This window comes from Algibacter sp. Ld11 (genome assembly GCF_045066735.1).
In the GTDB taxonomy this organism is placed as follows: Bacteria; Bacteroidota; Bacteroidia; order Flavobacteriales; family Flavobacteriaceae; genus Algibacter.
The window spans coordinates 243,624-259,307 of sequence record NZ_JBISHH010000022.1; the positions used below are offsets into that span (position 1 = coordinate 243,624).

General features: G+C 33.5%; 9 protein-coding genes. 8 read left to right on the forward strand and 1 reads right to left on the reverse strand.

All coding sequences use genetic code 11. The features are described 5' to 3' along the window. Positions 1–126 precede the first annotated feature (126 nt). Positions 127–2,418, forward strand: a complete 2,292-nt coding sequence (locus ACJJV4_RS09095; protein ID WP_405293623.1) for a beta-galactosidase — start codon at positions 127–129, stop codon at positions 2,416–2,418. 66 nt (positions 2,419–2,484) lie between these two features. On the opposite strand, the gene ACJJV4_RS09100 is transcribed toward ACJJV4_RS09095, so the two are convergent. Beyond that, positions 2,485–3,447 carry an SMP-30/gluconolactonase/LRE family protein gene (locus tag ACJJV4_RS09100; RefSeq protein ID WP_405293625.1) on the reverse strand — a complete coding sequence of 321 codons (963 nt, stop codon included), beginning with the start codon at positions 3,445–3,447 and terminating at the stop codon, positions 2,485–2,487. A 345-nt stretch (positions 3,448–3,792) separates the two neighbouring features. Between ACJJV4_RS09100 and ACJJV4_RS09105 the strand changes: the two genes are divergently transcribed. The 7 genes from ACJJV4_RS09105 (at position 3,793) to ACJJV4_RS09135 (ending at position 15,647) form a co-directional block, all read left to right on the forward strand. After that, entirely contained in the window at positions 3,793–5,124 is a 1,332-nt protein-coding gene (locus ACJJV4_RS09105) for an MFS transporter (protein ID WP_405293627.1), read from the forward strand. A 10-nt stretch (positions 5,125–5,134) separates the two neighbouring features. Beyond that, on the forward strand, positions 5,135–6,295 hold the full coding sequence (locus ACJJV4_RS09110) for a mandelate racemase/muconate lactonizing enzyme family protein (RefSeq protein WP_405293629.1): 1,161 nt from the start codon (positions 5,135–5,137) through the stop codon (positions 6,293–6,295). Between the two features lie 23 nt (positions 6,296–6,318). Then, positions 6,319–8,118: an arylsulfatase gene (locus ACJJV4_RS09115; protein ID WP_405293631.1), complete on the forward strand. Its 1,800-nt coding sequence runs from the start codon at positions 6,319–6,321 to the stop codon at positions 8,116–8,118. A 289-nt stretch (positions 8,119–8,407) separates the two neighbouring features. Beyond that, positions 8,408–10,024 (forward strand): sulfatase, encoded by a 1,617-nt coding sequence (locus tag ACJJV4_RS09120; RefSeq protein WP_405293633.1) that lies wholly within the window; start codon positions 8,408–8,410, stop codon positions 10,022–10,024. A 52-nt stretch (positions 10,025–10,076) separates the two neighbouring features. Further along, positions 10,077–11,504, forward strand: a complete 1,428-nt coding sequence (locus ACJJV4_RS09125; RefSeq protein ID WP_405293635.1) for a hypothetical protein — start codon at positions 10,077–10,079, stop codon at positions 11,502–11,504. Positions 11,505–11,579: 75 nt separating this feature from the next. Continuing rightward, positions 11,580–13,943, forward strand: a complete 2,364-nt coding sequence (locus ACJJV4_RS09130; protein ID WP_405293637.1) for a hypothetical protein — start codon at positions 11,580–11,582, stop codon at positions 13,941–13,943. Between the two features lie 63 nt (positions 13,944–14,006). Beyond that, positions 14,007–15,647, forward strand: coding sequence for a sulfatase (locus tag ACJJV4_RS09135; protein WP_405293639.1), 1,641 nt, complete (start codon positions 14,007–14,009; stop codon positions 15,645–15,647). Positions 15,648–15,684: the final 37 nt, after the last annotated feature.

Here is a 15,684-nt window from a genome sequence, read left to right on the forward strand (position 1 = left end):
CTAGACTTTATTCAAAAATGTTTGCTTGGGATTTAAATTCAAATTTGTCAAAGGGAACATATGCTATTTTCGTACATGAGGCTAATAAATTTGCAATATAAAATTCTTATTAAAAAAATAAAGCATATGAATACACGCTTAAATTCAAAAAGTATTTTAATACTGATTTCGTTATTATTTGTAGGTTTTGTTAATGCGCAAACACAAGAAAAATTGGCTTTAGCTAAAATAAAAACCCTGAATAAACTTATATCAAAAGTCGAGAAAGAAGGTAAAGATGTTTTAAAAGAGAAAATGACGGTTCGCACAGCCGAAGTTTTTTTAGAGTTCGCTAATTGGGATGAGAAAAACGTTTCAATGAATACTGAGTTATTTAAACGAGTTAGTAATTATAAAGATAAAGCTGCTGAAACAGCAATAGAACTCCCCAATTTTGAGCGGACTGATGTCATTAATATGTTAGATGAAGCCATTGAATACATCACACTTTTAAAAGATGGCAAAGTAAATAGAAAAGAAATCCCTAATGTTGATTGGAAAAAAGTTAATGTAGAGAAAGGACAAATTACATTCAATAATCGTCCGGTATTTTTAGCCGATTATACATGGAAACCCGAAACAAAAAGATTAGAAGAATTTTACGGAAGTTTAGATGGGTTTTATATTTCTCCCGCACAAATTTTAAATGCAGAAGGGAAAGTAAATAGAAATGTTTTGAATAAACTTAAGAATAAACCAAGTGTCACTCCAGGTTTTGTTTTTATCAATAATAAAGGTGTTCCAAAATGGGCTACCGATAAATATGGCGATGGCTTTACCAAATTTAATGGGCCTCCTTTTTTTGATTATGATATTGATAATCCTAGAGCGAAGGAAATGATGTCTTTTTTGTTAAAAGAAACCGTTCCAAAAATGACAGGAAATAAATACACAGATTTTGGGTATATGCTTTGTAATGAACCACGATGGGTTAATTATAAAAATGGTAAAAATAAGGTTTGGTATAATAGTGAAGTAAGCAGTTTTACCATTGAAAAATTTAAACGTTGGTTAAAAGAAAAACATGTTTCAATAGCCAATTTAAATAAAATTTGGAATACAGATTATGCTTCGTTTAGTGAAGTAGCTATTGATAATCCTATAGACGTTTCTTTGCAAGGAATGCCACAATGGTATGATTGGAGTACATTTAATGATGTGCGTGTACTGGAGTGGTTTACTTGGATGAAAAGTGAAATAAGAAAATACGATCCCAAGGCAAAAGCGCAATTAAAAATTATGCCTTCCTTTTTTACAGATAATGATCCAGCTTCTACAGGTATTGATTTGGAAGCACTTACTGAGTTGAGTGAAATAAATGGAAACGATATTGCAGCACATTATAACTATACGCGTAAAGGCAAAATGGGTTGGGAAGATAAATATGCTTTCGGCTGGAGAGAATTGTTTTTGGGCTACGATTTCTTAAAATCTGTGAAACCCAATCAAATCAACTTTAATTCCGAAAGTCATTTGTTAAGTACAAGTCACACCCGAGATTTATACATGAATCCAAAATATGTAAGAGCTGTTTATTGGGCAGCAACCACTTTAGGTATGAATGCTTCGCAAACTTGGTATTGGCCTCGTAAGGCTGACGGTTCTTTAAAATCAAATTTAACACACGCCTATGCAGGGTCAAATAATCAACAGCCAAGAGTTACTAATGAACTTCATTCAACAATAATGGATTTAAACTCATATAGTGAAGAGGTTACCGCAATGCAACATCAATCTAAACCTATTCGAATTTATTATTCAAAAACTTCAGCGCATAATAAAGGTGAATATATGAACGATTTATTTAAGCTTTATGAGTCTTTAAATTTTGAAGGGATTCCTTTAGGCTTTGCAACAAAAAATATTATTGCTAAGCAAGATCCTTTAAATTGGGATGTAGTTTTAGTTCAAAAAACGGAACACGTAACACAAAGTGAATTAGAACAACTTCAGACATATTTGGACAAAGGAGGTATTATAATAGTAGATAAAGTGAGTCTGAAATTTAATGAATATGGAGCGTTATTACCCAGTTTAAAAACCAGCAAAGGCACTTTAATAGTTGTAGATTCATTAGAAAACATGACGTCGAAAGCTTTACAAATTGTTGAACAAAAAAATAATGGTCCCGAAGTTACTATTATTGAAGAAAATGGAACCGATATAAAAGGCTGTACATGGAAATGTATTAAGAATGAAAAAGGGAACAACGTGCTTTCTATTATTAATTTAGGAAAAACAAAGGCCACTTTAAATATTCAACTTAAAAACTCGAAAAACAACCCCGTTTATTTTGATTTGCTAAACGGCGTAGCTATAAGTTCTCAGCCTACATTAAAACCTTATGACGTTTTATTTATTGAAGTAAAAAAACACTAATAAATATCCATAATTATTAAAAAGCTACTTGAAATTTCAAATAGCTTTTTTAATTTGATATGTACATTAATTAAACGTAACCTTTTCTAAAGTCCATTTTTTTGCATTTCTATTTTTCCAGTCCTGATTTATAACATAATAAATATTGGGTTTTACTTGTGTAATTGTGGTGCTTTGTTTTATTTTTTTTGAGTTTGTAATGTTGGCAGTTTTCCAATTATCATCACTTTTTAATTCTATTACGGCATGATTTCCATTGGCATCTGGGGCAAATGTAACACCAACAAGGCGCCCTACTTCATTTAAAAGCATTCCATCAAAACCTTTAAAACCGTAATTATTAATAAGCACTGCTTCTGCAGCTTCAGGGTTATTAATAGGGATTTTTAATAAAGTAGAATTTTGATGGCTGTACGATACTAATAAAAATCCATCCGGATGATAAACAATTCCATTTGGTTTAGTGTACCCATCTTTTTGGAAAAACACACTTGCATTTAAATTAGTGTCAATTTTATATATAGCATCTTCCATTCTGCCCGTGATATAAATAACGTTATTGCTATCAACAATTAAATCATTTATTTGATAGTGTTCTTTTTTTGGAAGTAGAGATGCTAAATTGACAACCTGCTCTAAAATACCGTTGTTAAGATTGTAAATGTTAATGTTTCCAATTTTAGGGCCATTTGTACAAGCTATTAAGCGGTTGTTTTTTGTATCCGCTTTTAAGCCAAAACTAGATCTCGAGGTTGCTTCTTTATCATTAGAAAAGGTAGTTGTGTTGCCATCAATATCTACAGTAATAATTGATGGGTTTTGATTAATAGCACTTAAGTAAAAAATATTTGATATAGCATTAAATGTAATGCCTTCTGGGTTTTGTCCTGGTGCTTCAAAAATAATGTTATCGGGATAATTATTTTCCTGTTTGGAGTGAGTTGAATCTTTAATTTGGAATGAAAAACAAGAAGTTTGATAAATAATTGTTGTTATTACGGTGTTGATTATTAGTTTTTTAAATGCCATGTGTTCGTTGGTTTTTATGCTTTATAGATTATCATTTTAGGAGTTTGCTTCTTATCTTTTTTAAATTTTTTCAGCTAAAGAATTCTTCAAACGCAACTTTTTTACAAATTAACAAAATAGACTAATGTTAATATTTTGAGTTTTATCCCATACTTGTCGCGTTTTACCATATTATTTTTATTAAAAAACGGTTCAAACAAATTTTAAATAGCACTTAGCAGTGGTTTTGGGTAAAATTCAATTACGCTCGGGTAAGATGCAATAATACTTTAAGTAACAAATTCAGGTACTTTGATAAATAAATCTCTATATAGGGTAAATTATCTAATTAATAACTAAACTAACTTGGCATTAGCAACGACTAAAACAAAAAAACGCTACAACATACTTGCTCTAATTTTTGGAACAGTTGTTATCAACTATCTGGATAGAACAAATATTTCTGTAGCTGCTTCGGCAATAAGAGAATCATTAGAGTTAAGTACCGTGCAAATGGGACTTATTTTTTCATCATTTGGTGTTGCCTACGCGGCATTACAAATACCTGGTGGAATTATTGTAGACAAAGTACGATTAAGGTTTTTATATGCTTTTATGCTTTTTTTATGGTCTGTGGCGACCCTATTTCAAGGTTTTGTAAATTCTTTTAAAATCCTATTAGGTTTACGCGCAAGTATTGGTGTGTTCGAGGCTCCATCATACCCTGCGAACAATGCCATAGTTACTAAGTGGTTTCCTGAAACCGAACGTGCTTCGGCTATAGCCATATATACCTCAGGACAGTTTATTGGATTGGCTTTTTTGTTTCCAGTTTTAACCTTAATTCAGGATAAAGTAGGTTGGAGAGGTTTGCTTATTATTTCAGGAGTTATTGGTATTATATGGGCCGTGGTATGGTATGCTTTTTATCGTGATCCAGACCAGCATAAAACAGTAAGTGAGCAAGAACTTACACTTATTAGAGACGGTGGTGGTTTTGTTAATAAATCTACAGTAATAAGGAAAAAAGTAAAATTTAATTGGAATGATTTTTATGAAGCATTCAAACACAGAAAACTTTGGGGGATTTATTTGGGGCAATTTTGTTTAGGTTCTGTTTCCATTTTCTTTTTAACCTGGTTTCCAACGTATTTAGTAGAGTATCGTGGACTCGATTTTATAAAGTCTGGCTTTTTAGCTTCTATACCGTTTTTAGCAGCTTTTATAGGTGTGCTTTTAGCAGGGTTTACTTCAGATTATTTAATTAAAATAGGGCGTACAGCAGAATTTGCAAGAAAAACACCAGTACTTATTGGTTTATTATTATCAACATTTATAATTGGTGCTAATTTTACAGATAGCGTATTTTTTATAATTCTGTTTTTAACCATTGCTTTTTTTGGCAACGGATTAGCATCCATAACGTGGGTGTTTGTGTCTTTAATTGCACCTAAACGTATTATTGGTTTAGTAGGCGGTGTTTTTAATTTAATTGGTGGGCTTTCCGCAGTCATAGTGCCTTCTGTAATTGGAATTTTAGTTGAAGGAGGTGATTTTAGCCCGGCACTTTATTTCATAGGAATTCTTACATCTATTGGTTTTCTATCTTTTTTATTAGTTGTAGGTAAAGTTGAAAGAATTGAGCTGGACAAACCAAATAACCTTGAAAAAATAGATTTAGAAAATAACGATAATTAAAACTGAACTTATGAAAATTACAGCTATTAAAACATTTCCAGTAAACATTGCGGGACGAAGCCAGTTAAACATTAAAGTGGAAACCAATGCGGGTATTTATGGTTGGGGAGCGTCTGGTTTAACAGGACGTGAAATGGCTGTGATTGGCGCTATAAATCATTTTAGACCGCTTTTAATAGGGAAAAATCCTAGGCAAATAGGTTCGATTTGGCAAGATTTATATCGAGGTCAATATTTTGAAGGCGGACGGGTTTTAACAGCGGCTATTTCTGCGATTGATATTGCATTGTATGACATTAAGGGCAAAGCCTTGGGTGTTCCGGTCTATGAACTTTTAGGAGGTAAACAGCGTGATTATGTGGAGTGTTTTGCTTCATTAAGATTTAGTAGTAAAGAAGAATTAATTTCGAGAGCAAAAATTTTAATCGAAAAAGGTTGGAAAATGCTGCGTTTGGCTCCAGCCGAATACGAAGAAGAAAAATATGCTTCAGTTTTCGAACCTAGAGAATCTATAGCTATAATTGCTGAATGGCTAACCGATTTGCGCATCGAAGTTGGATCAACTCCAGTTATAGGCATTGATTATCATCACAGGCTTACCGTACCAGAAACTATTTCGTTTTTGCAGCGTATGCCAGTCGGAACTATTGATTTTATTGAAGAGCCTATTCGAGACGAAACTCCCGAAGCTTATGAAACATTGCGAAAAATGACCAATGTTCCATTCGCTATAGGCGAGGAGTTTGCTAGTAAATGGCAGTTTTTACCGTATATAGAACGCGGAATTACGCAATTTGCAAGAATAGATGTGTGTAATGTGGGAGGTATTACAGAAGCCATGAAAGTGGCTGCTATGGCAGAAGCTCATTATATAGATTTGATGCCTCATAACCCTTTAGGACCAATTTGCACGGCAGCTACTTTGCATGTTGCGGCGGCAAGTCCTAATTTTAGTTGGTTGGAAGAAATGAATACCCATGTTGAAAACCCGGGTTTAGATGATTGGAATTATTATCCCATTCAACCAAAAATTGACAGCACACGTTATAAATTAACAGATAAACCCGGTTTAGGAGTAGATTTCAACGAGGAACTAGCATTAAAAGAAGGCTTTAAAATGGTAGAAGCTCCAAGGTTAAAACGTAATGACGGGGCCTACACAAATTGGTAATATTCAGATAAAAAAATATAAATATGTTTTCAAAAAATTATTCAAGATTTCCATTAAAACTCATTATAGTTATTTCTGTTCATCTGTTATTATTTGAACATATAAACGCTCAGGACAATAAACCAAATATTATTATCATGATGACTGATGATCAGGGTTATGGAGATATTGGAGCTCATGGAAACCCATATTTGAAAACACCTCACATGGAATCTATTGGAGAGCAAGGCATTGAGATGACGCAATTTTTTACATATCCAAATTGCTCAGCCTCTAGAGCGGCATTACTCACAGGTAGATATCCCTATAGAACAGGAGTAACGGCAGTAACACAAGTAGACCATTTTATGAACACAGATGAAACTACAATTGCCGAAATTTTGGGCGATAATGGATATCGTACAGGAATATTTGGAAAATGGCATTTGGGAGATAATATACCAATGCGTCCAACAGACCAGGGATTTCAAGAAGCTTTGGTTCATAGAGGTGGCGGTATAGGTCAGGCGGCCGGTCCTGCAGGAAACACCTATTTTAATCCCGTTTTAGAACATAATAATGTTTCTCAAAAGTATGATGGTTATTGCGATGATATTTTTACTGAAGCGGCCTTAGATTTTATAAGTAAAAGAGATGGAAAACCGTTTTTCACCTATTTAGCGACCAATTTACCTCATTTTCCACTTCAAGTTCCGGAGAGTAGAGCGGAGCCTTTCAGAACAATGGGTTTACATGAAGACAATGCCCTTACTTACGGTATGATTGATAATATTGATTATAATGTAGGACGCGTATTGGATAAGTTAAAGGCTTTAGGTATAGAAGACAATACCTTAGTTATATTTTTGTCAGATAATGGACCAAGACATCGAAGAACAAAAAATGATAGTTATCCAGGAAGGTGGGTAGCGAATTTAAGAGGTACAAAAACAAGTGTTTATGATGCCGGTATTCGAGTACCTTTTTATGTTAAATGGCCAAGTAAAATAAAGGAACAGAAAGAATTATTTAATATGGGAGCCATCATTGATTTGTTTCCAACCTTATTAGATGTTGCCAATATAAATCCGCCAAAAAATATTCATATTGACGGACAATCGTTATTACCTCTTTGGATAAAAAATGAATCTGATAGTTTAAAAAATAGAGATTTCTTTATTCAAATGCATTATGGACCAACACCATTTAAATACATGCACTTCACTTTAAGAACTCCTAAATATAAATTGGTCAGTCCACATAATTTTCCACATGGTATTGTGCACCAACCTACAGATTTTGAGTTATTAAATGTTTTGAAAAACTTGGAGCTTTATGATGTTGAAAACGATCCGAGCGAGCGTATAAATATTGCTAAAGATAACCCTGAAATTGTTGAGAGCATGTTAGGACGATATGAAGATTGGTTTGATGAAGTAACGGAAGAACGCAGTGCTAAAGGAATTCAACGTATTTATTTAGGTTCTAAGTCTCAATCTCATGTTGTTTTATCGCGTTTTGATTGGGGTGGTCCACGTGTAATTTCACGTTTTGATTATGGAGGTCCTTTGGTTGTAGAAGATAATCAATTAGGGTATTGGCAAGTAAAGACTCAAAAGGGCCTTTATCAAATTGCTTTAGATCTACCTGAAATCGAATCGGATGGAGTAGCACATATAAAATATAATAATGTCCATGTAACAATGCCAATTAAAAAAAATCAAAAGCAAGTTATTTTTGAAAAAGTTGAAATACCATCTGGAACCGGGAATTTTCATGCTTATTTCAAAACAAACAGATTGCCTGCTGGACCACTGTTTGTGGATGTTGTAAAAATTAATTAATATTTGATCAAGCTAATATTGATTTATCTATCGATGTGATTTGGCGTTTTTCTGCAAAGTTAATTATAGTAGCTCAGTAGCTATCATTTTTAATTAGAATTTCAAATAGGTTAATATAGTTATGCTTTAGGATAAATATGGGATATATTGAGTTTGTTTTTTATCATTTCTTTGGGAGTATGTAAAAATCAAAAAGTCTTGTTTTTTTGTAATCTTAAAAGCAAGCGAATTAAACTATTTAATACATGAAAAAATGAGATTATTAAAAATTATTTTTTTACTGGCATTCATGGTCAGCTGTAAATCAAAAACAGAACAAAAGGAAGAACCAAAGAAAAAACCAAACATTTTATTTCTTGCTATCGACGATTTACGACCTGAAATTGGTGCTTACGGTTCTAAAATTGCAATTACACCAAACCTAGATAAACTAGCTGGTAAAGGCTTGCTATTTAATAATGCTTATTGTCAAGAACCTATATGCAGTCCATCAAGAGCTAGTTTAATGACGGGAGCACGGCCAGAAACAATAAATGTTATTGAGAATTTTACATATTTCAGAGATCTTAATCCAGATATTTCAACTTTACCGCAACTTTTTTGGGCTAACGGTTATGAAACGGCAAGTACAGGAAAAATTTATCACAATGAAAAATTTGGAGATGCAAAACTATCATGGAGTAGAAAACCGGCTTTTGATAAAATGGTTGTGGAGAAAGGGCAAACTCCAGGAGGGTTTGCACTTTCAGAAAACCAAGAAATGTTTAAGAAAAACATGGCAGACATGATTGCCAAGTACGGAGAAGATGCCCCACGAAATGGTTTAGGAAAAGGCCCTGCTTATGAAAAAGCAGATGTACCAGATTATTTTTACGAGGATGGATACAATGCAGAATTAGCCATTGCAACATTAAAAGATATGCTTGAAAAGAATCCTGATAAACCTTTCTTTTTAGGAATGGGTATGAAAAAACCACATTTAGACTGGCTAGCACCATCAAAATATTGGGATTTGTATGACCCTTCACAAATAGAATTAGCTGCACATACCGAAGGTCCAGTTGATGGTGCTGCAATGGGGTTACATCCGTCTTTTGAATTACGTGCTAGATATGGAATTCCTAAAAAAGGGCCTATTGATGATGACATGGCTAGAACGTTAAAACATGCTTATTTAGCTTGTGTGAGTTATGTAGATGCACAAATTGGTAAAATGATTGATGCTTTGGATGAAGCTGGTGTTAGAGATAATACAATTATTGTAGTTTGGAGTGATCACGGCTGGCATTTGGGCGATATGGGTATTTGGGGTAAAGCTACCAATTATGAAATAGCAACACGGGTACCTTTAATAATATGGACACCAGATATGGAAGAAAAAATAAGAGGTAAAAAAACGGAAGCTTTGGTAGAATTGGTTGATATATATCCTACGCTGTGTGAATTGGCAGGGATTGAAAAACCAAGTCATTTAGAAGGGCAAAGTTTTATGCCACTTTTAAGTAATCCAAACAAAGAATGGAAATCGGCAGCATTTAGTCAATTTCCTAATCCCGCACTTAGAGAATGGGCAGCAAATCCGTTATCAAAAGGGATGCGCGAAACCTATTTTGGCCCTTTAATCGAAGAGGTTGAAGCGCGTATAATAAAACAACAAGGCGATAAATGGGATAGAGATTTGTTTGAAAATAATGTAATGGGCTATGCCATGCGTACAGATAAATACCGAGTGATTATTTGGAAAGATTACAAAACCTCAGAAAAGGAACCACTGTTTATTGAATTATATGATCATGAAAATGATCCTGCTGAAACTAAAAACATTGCTGGTCAAAACCCTCAGGTTGTCAAAGAATTGATGATACAATTTAACAAAGGATGGAAAGGTAATCTCGCTAAAATTTAAAATTGTTTTGATTTACTCGATAAAGTTTAGAATAAAAAAACTGGGTTTAGCTATGTTAATACCAGGTTTTTTAAGTGCGCAATCAAACCCAAACGTGTCCATAATTAATAATTATAATAATTGGGGTTGGAATAATGTGCACGTTGTTAAAAATAAATTTATAAGTGTAGCTGTAGTACCCGATGCTGCAGGTCGTATTTTAGAATTTAATTTAGCTCATGTTCCTGCGCTATGGGTAAACCCTAAGCTATTTGGTAAAGTTTTTGAGCCTAGTGACGATGTTAAAAAAGAGGAATGGCGTAATTTTGGAGGTTATCGTTTAGTTCCTATTCCTGTTGATGATTGCGCTATCAATAGTAGCGGCGAAAAAACTAGGCGTTGGCCTCCTCCAGCAATTATTGGAGATAGTCCTTACGCTGTCGATATTTCAACAAATACTAAAGGGCAACAAAGTATCCATGTGAGTTCGGGTATTCAAAATTTGCCCGTTCCGATTTACAATTATTCGTTAAAAACATTTAATAACCCAGAAATAATAGAGGAACAATTGCAGTATAATCGCAGTCTTTATATCGAAGAAGATAAAAGCGTGGTTTACATTAAGCATACATTAAAAAATAAAGGTAGTTACTCTGTAGAACGTGGATTAAAAATCACAAGTCAGCATCCAACGAGAAGCAATCTCAATTTAGAAGACGGTGAAAATTTTTTAGCTTATTTACCTTTTTCTGAAAACCTAAAACTTCCTAATGGTAAACAGTTTGAAATTACAACAAGTCCACAAAATCGCTGGAATTTTATTAATAAAAATAGATTTCCTATTGACAAGAATAACCAGGAACATTTAAAAAAATATTTTAATACGGGCACCAATTGGAAAGGAGAGGTGGCTCCGGGTGTTTTCGAAATGCATTACGATTATAATTTAATGGCAGGCTTTCAGATGATAGCTTCAAAATCATGGATTTGTTATGTAAACAAGCTTGAGAATGCTGTTTTTGTTAAGATTTTTGAACCTTATAATAAAAACTTAAACTATGAATATGGTGTTAACGCGGAAATCTATAATAGTGGTATGGAAACAGGGTATTTAGAAACTGAAATTAAAACACCTATTTATCATCTAAAACCAAATGAGCATTTCGATTATTTTGAAATACAAGCTGCTGCAAAAATAAAGGCGTTACCAATTCTTGAAGTCAATAAAACTGGGGTTATCACTAAGAATATTTCTTTTGATGAAGAAAATAAGATGTTAAGCGGTGAATATGGTGTTTTTATTGAAGGAGAAGTTTTAATTCATTTAAAAGATACATCCGACAAATTAATTAAAGAAATAAGTATTGAACAGGTGTCACCCTTAAAAGCGTTGTCCTTTCAAATACCATTTAAATGGGATTTAAACATTAATAAAATAGAGCTTATAATTAAAGACAAAAGCGGTAAAATACACCACCTCGATAACTGTATAAAACAATAGGCAAAATAGCCGTAAAACATTGAAAGTCTAAAATAGACCAACTAAATAATTCTAATAAATAAAAACGTAATATTCATGAAATTTAAGGCATTATTAATAATAACCATCATATTTTTTACATCTTGTGAGGATAAAAATCCGCTAGAACTTGAAGCTTTAGACAAAGTTAACGCGCTAGAATCTTTAATGGAAGATGCTAAGAACAAATCAATTGATGTTACAAGAGAAGAAACAATACTTTGGTTTTCAAAAGAGTTTTTAAAATTTGCTAATTGGGATGAATCTAATAAAGAGGCTACTGAAAAGTTATTTGGATACGAACGTTATTATGCTGATAATAAAAAACAAATGGCAGAGGACTTACCAGATTTTGAACGTAAAAAGGTTATTCAGATTTTAAATAAAGGTATAGACGACTTAAAAAAAGAACTTCAGGGAGAGATTAAACGTCGTCCTGTAAACAAAGTAGATTGGCAAAATACAAAAGCTGCAAATAATATGTTTGTGAGCAACGGTAAGCCATCTTTTCCTTATGATTATTTTTCAAAAACAGTTGGGCAACCATTAACCAATACCGATGTTTACAATGATCACCTCGGAGCTATTTTTCATGGAGGAGAAAACCTATACCCGGTAGATCACGATAGAGCAATTAATTCTTTTCTACTAAAAGAAAATGGTTCTTTTGATGAAGAATTAATGAAAGAATTAACAAGCATTCCAGATACAAACATTGGCTTCTTAATTTATTGGTCTATGGGGATTCCTGAATGGGTTGAAGAAAAAGAACCAGAAATTAGAAAAGGACGTTCTTTATTTACAGGGTTTGATATAGATAACCCCGTAGCTAGAGATTTATGGGCTAAAATTATACGACGAACAGGTGAGCTTACTAAAGGTAAAAAGGTTACGGAGCTAGGCTATATATTTGCTAACGAACCACACTGGTTTTCAGAGAAAGAACATTGGACGTATAACTATAAAGAGATGAATGGAATATCATCATATACGCTTAATAATTTTAGGTCTTGGTTAAACAGTAAGTACAATGGTAATATCAAAGCTCTTAATTCAAATTGGAAATCGTCGTTTGCTAATTTTAATAATGTGAATATAGAAATCCCAATAGATTCCAAATTACAAGGGGAACCAATATGGTTTGATTGGAATCGATATAATATGGATAGAGTAACGGAATGGTTCAAATTTAACCAAGATAATTTACATGCTGTTAACCCCGAAGCGGATACGCACATAAAATTATTTCCAAGAACATTTTACGAGGATTCACGTTCACATGGAATGGATTTTGAAGCACTAACCGAATTAACAACCATGATTGGTCATGATGCCAAGGCTTTAGGAAGCCCGAGTATTAGACCACATATTAATTCAGATTGGAATGAGCAATACGCCTATAAATGGGACGGCATGGCTATTTTACATGATTTTCTCGAGTCTGTTGGTCCAAATAAAATAAATGTAAATTCAGAATCTCATTTTCTTTCCTCTGGTATGTGGAGAGATCTGGAAGCGCGTACTAGCTACGTTCGTAATGTATATTGGTTGTCAACCTTAATGGGTATGGACGCCAATATGGGATGGTTTTGGGCAAGAGATCCTGATGGTTCACCTGAAGATAGGTTAGAAGGAGAACTTAACTTCTTTGACCCAGGATTAGGAGGTGCTTACGCAGGTTCTAACAACATGCAACCACATATTGCTAACGAAGTAACTCAGGTAATGTATGATTTAAATACCTTTTCCGAAGAAATTATTGAACTTCGCAAGCAACCTCGTCCATTACGATTATTTTATTCGGAAACGTCTGCCATTAATATGTCTAACTACATGACGAAAAATGGAAAGTTATACAAATCTTTATTTTTTGAAGGATTGCCGTTAGGTTTCGTTACTGAAAATATTATTAAGAAACAAGATAACAGTACTTGGAATACAGTTGTTGTTTATAATACAAAATATGTTACCGATGCTGAATTTAACGCGCTGCAGTTTTATTTGGATAACGGTGGTACCGTAATTCTGGATTCTTCTGAAAGTTTGTCAATGAATGAACATGGACAAAAACGAAATAAGCAATTAACCTCAAGTAATGGAAGCCTAATAGCTTTAAATAATACAGATATTTCCAATATTAAAAAAATAGCGTTAACGGAAATTGAAGACCACATGCCAGAAGTTATTGTTGAATCGGATAATGGTAAAGAATTTAAAACTATTATTTCAAGAGTTGTGAAACAAGACAATGGTTCTTACTTGGTTAATTTACTTAATGTAGGTCATGATAAGGCAAAGATTAAATTGTCTTTAAAATCAGGAGTTTCAATGACAATCAAAAATTTGATAACATCCAATTCTGTTGATTCTGAATTTGATTTAGCATCAGAAGAAGTGCTACTATTAGAAATCACTAATTAATATCTAAGTAAATATAAAATACAAGCTTTTTTTGAGATCAAATAACTTAATATCAAGATTATTATGAAACTAGCTAATTTAATATGTCTGTTATTGATTCTTTTTGGGTGCAAGGAAAAAAATAGAGTTATATCAACTGATAAAAAAAAGAATATTCTATTTATAGCTATTGACGATTTAAGACCAGAATTGGGGTGTTATGGCTCTTATATAGCAGTTAGTCCAAATTTAGATAAGTTGGCAGGTCAAGGATTGTTGTTTAATAATGCTTATTGTCAACAAGCTATTTGTGGTCCATCTAGAGCTAGTGTATTAACAGGTATTCGTCCTGAAACTAGTGGTGTTTTTCATAATTATATAAAATTTAGAGAGGTCAATCCAGATGTAGTGACTTTGCCTCAACATTTTATGCAAAATGGTTATGAAACGGTGTACACTGGAAAAATTTTCCATCATGGCGATTTGGATGATAAAAAGTCTTGGAGTAGAATGCCTTCTATAGATAGTTTGGAAGCAAAAGGTATGAAAAAACCTGTTGGTTTTGCTTTAGAAAAAAACAACAAAGAACGTACAGCAACCCGAAAAGAAATGGTTGCTAAATATGGCGATGTAGCGAAATACGGTTTGGCTTCTGGCGTTGCTTACGAGTCCGCAGATGTGCCTGATAACACCTATTCAGATGGTTATAATACAGACTTAGCTATTGCTACAATGAAGGATATGTTGGCAAAAAATGATAAACCTTTCTTTTTAGGATTAGGTTTTAACAAACCGCATCTTAATTGGGTAGCACCAAAAAAATATTGGGATCTATATAATCGTGAAGATATTAAGTTAGCCACAAAAACGGAAGCTCCGAATGATGCTGTAACTATGGGTTTACATCCTTCTTTTGAGTTGCGTGTGCGAAGTGGCATTCCTAAAAAAGGACCTATTGACGATGAGTTAGCAGCAACGCTGAAACATGCGTACTTAGCATGTGTAAGTTATGTAGATGCACAAATAGGTAAAATGATCAACGCTTTGGAAGATGCTGGGGTTAGAGATAATACTATAATAATTGTTTGGAGCGACCATGGCTGGCATTTAGGTGATATGGGTATTTGGGGAAAAGCCACAAATTACGAAATAGCAACACGTGTTCCTTTAATGATTTGGACACCTAATATGCCAAAAGCAAGCCGGGGACAAACAACCGATGCCTTGGTAGAATTGGTAGACATATATCCAACTTTAAGTGATTTGGTAGGTATTGAAATCCCAAGACATGTTGAAGGTACTAGCTTTAAACTATTACTCGAAAATCCAGAGCAAACATGGAAAAATGCAGCTTTTAGCCAATTCCCTTCACCTGCATTACGAGAATGGGGTGGGTTTCCACTGCGTTCGGCAATGCGAGAAACCTATTTTAGGCCATTAATTGAAGAGGTTGAAGATCGAATAATTGCTCAACAAGGAAATAAATGGAATAGAGATTTATTCGAAAACACATTAATGGGATATGCCATGCGCACTGAACAATACCGTTTTATAGTATGGAAAGATAGGGCACATCTTGAAAAAGAAGCCATCGATATCGAGTTATACGACCATAGAAATGACCCGCATGAAACAGTTAATATTGCTAAACATAATCCAGATTTAGTTGCTAAATTAATGATACAATTCAACAAGGGGTGGAGGGGGAATCTTTCTGGAAATTAATAAGAAATAGACTAATATCGATATAACAATCTGAAAT

Coding starts and splice junctions, on each gene's coding strand:
- ACJJV4_RS09115 (WP_405293631.1), top strand. CDS start 6,319: ATGTTTTCAAAAAATTATTCAAGATTTCCATTAAAACTCATTATAGTT.
- ACJJV4_RS09125 (WP_405293635.1), top strand. CDS start 10,077: ATGTTAATACCAGGTTTTTTAAGTGCGCAATCAAACCCAAACGTGTCC.
- ACJJV4_RS09100 (WP_405293625.1), bottom strand. CDS start 3,447: ATGGCATTTAAAAAACTAATAATCAACACCGTAATAACAACAATTATT.
- ACJJV4_RS09135 (WP_405293639.1), top strand. CDS start 14,007: ATGAAACTAGCTAATTTAATATGTCTGTTATTGATTCTTTTTGGGTGC.
- ACJJV4_RS09130 (WP_405293637.1), top strand. CDS start 11,580: ATGAAATTTAAGGCATTATTAATAATAACCATCATATTTTTTACATCT.
- ACJJV4_RS09110 (WP_405293629.1), top strand. CDS start 5,135: ATGAAAATTACAGCTATTAAAACATTTCCAGTAAACATTGCGGGACGA.
- ACJJV4_RS09120 (WP_405293633.1), top strand. CDS start 8,408: ATGGTCAGCTGTAAATCAAAAACAGAACAAAAGGAAGAACCAAAGAAA.
- ACJJV4_RS09095 (WP_405293623.1), top strand. CDS start 127: ATGAATACACGCTTAAATTCAAAAAGTATTTTAATACTGATTTCGTTA.